Source organism: Nocardia africana NBRC 100379 (assembly GCF_001612635.1).
Taxonomy (GTDB): Bacteria; Actinomycetota; Actinomycetes; order Mycobacteriales; family Mycobacteriaceae; genus Nocardia; species Nocardia africana.
Window position 1 is genome coordinate 1 of record NZ_BDAV01000058.1, and the last position, 2954, is coordinate 2954.

Below are 2954 nucleotides of genomic sequence, written 5' to 3' on the forward strand. Positions count from 1 at the left end.
GGTGTATTCGGTGTGGACGACTCGCTGGCCGATTCTGTTGCTGCTCATTGTTTTTCACCCTCCGCGTCGGTGCCGACCGGCTCGGTGCCGACCGCGACTGGGACCTGTCGTGCGGATAGCGGCCGTTTCTCGGCCTCGGCGTGGGCGTCGAAGATGCCGAAGGGCACCACATCGTTGATGTCGTCGGCCTCGTCGTCGCCGGGATCGTCGGCTGTCGCGGTGCGAGTGTTGCCCTCCAGCAGCGGAAGCCCGTGTTCGGCGGCCGTCGCGTCGACCCAGCGAAAGAACTGGAGCGCGGAGCCGGCGAACATGGTGCGGACACGGTCCTGGAAGGCGCGCACATCGTGGCCGGGCAGGAAGTCGCGGGTGGAGATCTCACCGCAGCCGCAGCCGCACGGCCGTTCGCGGAACTCGGCTTCTTCCGGGAGGTCGCAGTAGCCGACCGGGTTCTGCGAGGCGTTGACCACCGGATCGGGTTTGCCGATCCAAGCGTCGCGAACCGGGTGACCTTCGGCCAGCACCTCGCCGTCCGCAGCCACCCGATCCTCATGCACGGCCACCCCGTGGATCTCGGCGACGGCGCACACCCGGCCATCACCGATGATGAGGGCGAACTTTTCCCGAGACAGACGGTCCTTGTTGGCCTTCCACACGCCCCGGCCTGCTGTCCATGCCTCCTCTTCGGTCATGCGCGGAAAGTATCCGACGTAATCCCGATTCAGCGGATCGTCTGAGATTGGCGAGTAATAACCGAGCTTGAACCGGACAGCCATGCAGAACACTCCTCGTGTCGGCCTAGTGCGGTATCCATAGTATGCCATCAATCAAAGTCGGGTAGCAAACGATAGATTGGACCAGATCAAACCAGGCATATACTGATGCGGTGGATTCGACGCAAACCCGGTTGGCGGCAGGTTCGGCTCAGATAGTGGGTTGTTGGTCAGGATCACCACCGCGTGTGACATCGCCCGAGAACGGATGGGCGCCCGCCGCGCTCAGCTGTCGATCGGCCACTGCCCGACCTGCGGGAACACCCCGGCCGAGGCCCATGCTCAGCTGCAATCGCAACAGGACCTCACCATCGGCTGGCTTGAACCCGATTCCGCCCGGCGTCGGCGAGATCGCCGAGCGCCGCCACTGTATGGCGTGTCAGCCTGGCGGGCAGATCGCCCCGGCGATTGCGGTCTGTGTGACAACGGCCCATCCTCGTCGGGATTGCCGCAGAGCTGATCGAACTCGGCCGGATTCCCGCGCCCGCGCGGGTGTCTACTCGGTCACGGCTGGCGCGAACACCCTGGACACGGGCTGATCTGCGCCGATCACGCTGGATGAGACCAGCGCACGCCTGATCGACAGCTCCTACGCGGTGCAGGAGTTCCATTCGGCGTCGTAGTCAGGGCACCACCGGTAGTAGCTGGAATCGACATTGCGGCTCACCGGCGCCCGCCCCTGCCCGGGCTGCCACCCCCGCCAGTGGCGTGTGTTGCACCGCCCACACAGCGGAGCACGGACGTAGCCATGAGTATGGCAGTGATCCCAGACGCTCGCCCGCACGCTCATACAGCCCGCGCACACGAAGTCCGAGGCGAACGGCCAGTCCTCGCTGTGGCGTCCGGCGCGGTCCGCGCGATAGGGATACCCGGCGAGTTCACCGGAGTAGACGACCGCGTCGAGGTCACTACCCTGCGGCCCGAAAACCACTGCGGTGCGAGTGAATTCGCCACAGTTGGAGAAGACGACGTCACCGACGGTACAGACCCAATTGTCGGTGGTCGCCGATCCGTGCGACAGTCCCATGCACGCGCAATCGCAGTCCATCCCCGTCGCGTCCAGACAGGACCGGGTGCAGCGCGACAGCTTCGCCATGTCCCGAGCGACCACGACATGGCCGTAGCGGTCGACGGCTGCGATGACCAGCCGGGTCAGGCAGCTGCGGGGCAGGTACCACCGGTCGCCCTCCAGGTCTGGGGAGCGGATACGAACCGACTCGTGTAGCCACCGCCGATTCCCTTTGCACGGAGGGATCTTCGCGACAACCTCACCGTCGACAGGCAGCCACATCAGCGCCACTCCCGGCGCGGTGATCACACGGCCATCCTCCATGCGTACCTCGGGCATCCGGTTCTGCATCAGATGACGGTGACATACGGCGCCGACACGAAGCGGTCGTTCTGTTTGCCCGCCTGGCGCAGCAACTCGGTCGCGTTGGACTCGCTCATCACCGGCGGACACGTCTTTCCAGAGCAGGTCCGGGTTGTTCATCGGGGCGTCGACCGGCTCGGGTGTCGGCACCGGGGAGCGTGACCCGGTCAGTGCCCACCGCCGAGCTGTTCGCGCAATCGCTGCTCGGCCTGCTCGAGCTGTGCCCGGACGTGGCCGTAGGCGGCCAGATAGTCGACGATGCCCGGTTCTGTGCCCACGCCACCTCGAGTGTGGGCCGCCTGCTCGGCATGTTCGACGATTTCGCGTTCGGCCTCGCTTTCGAGCACGCGCACCGCGTCCTGTGTGCGGGCGGCGGCGGCTTCGTCCGCGTGGGTTCGCTCCCATTCACGGGCCGCGCGGGCGGCGTCGATCAGCAGCTTGGATCGGCAGGCCGCGGCGATCCACTCCGACAGATTCTTCCCGCCTGCATCCTGGATCCGCGCCAACAGCGCATCATCCATCGAAATCGTTGCGGTTGCCATGCCCGACAACGATAGCCAGCCCACGGCACCGGTCCGACTGGATTGCCCGGCGCGGTTGCCGTGCGGTCGTGAGATCATGCCACGCCGGTGTCACCGTCGGGGGCGGGGCCGGCGGTGCTTAGGAACGTCAGCGCACGCACGCTGCGTTCGACAGGTGCCAGGTCCTTCAACGCGGGGTCGTCCCCACGCAGTTCGGCGATCTTCCGGGCGCCGGGAATCACGCGGCCCTCGAAGGAGCCGACCGTTTTGTTGAAGTTGTCGACCGCCTTT

The 2954-nt window shown here is 66.1% G+C and carries 4 protein-coding genes; all 4 read right to left on the reverse strand.

Going from position 1 to position 2954, the window contains the following annotated elements:
* Window positions 1–44: 44 nt before the first annotated feature.
* Entirely contained in the window at window positions 45–689 is a 645-nt protein-coding gene (locus tag NA3_RS35085; RefSeq protein ID WP_218021956.1) for a hypothetical protein, read from the reverse strand.
* A gap of 670 nt (window positions 690–1359) precedes the next feature.
* Complete coding sequence (locus NA3_RS35090; protein WP_218021957.1) at window positions 1360–2130, reverse strand: endonuclease domain-containing protein; 771 nt, start codon at window positions 2128–2130, stop codon at window positions 1360–1362.
* Between the two features lie 179 nt (window positions 2131–2309).
* Window positions 2310–2684 (reverse strand): hypothetical protein, encoded by a 375-nt coding sequence (locus NA3_RS35095; RefSeq protein WP_128145488.1) that lies wholly within the window; start codon window positions 2682–2684, stop codon window positions 2310–2312.
* Between the two features lie 74 nt (window positions 2685–2758).
* Window positions 2759–2954: DNA recombination protein RmuC (locus NA3_RS37950; RefSeq protein ID WP_167355099.1), on the reverse strand; the 196-nt coding region annotated here is incomplete at its 5' end.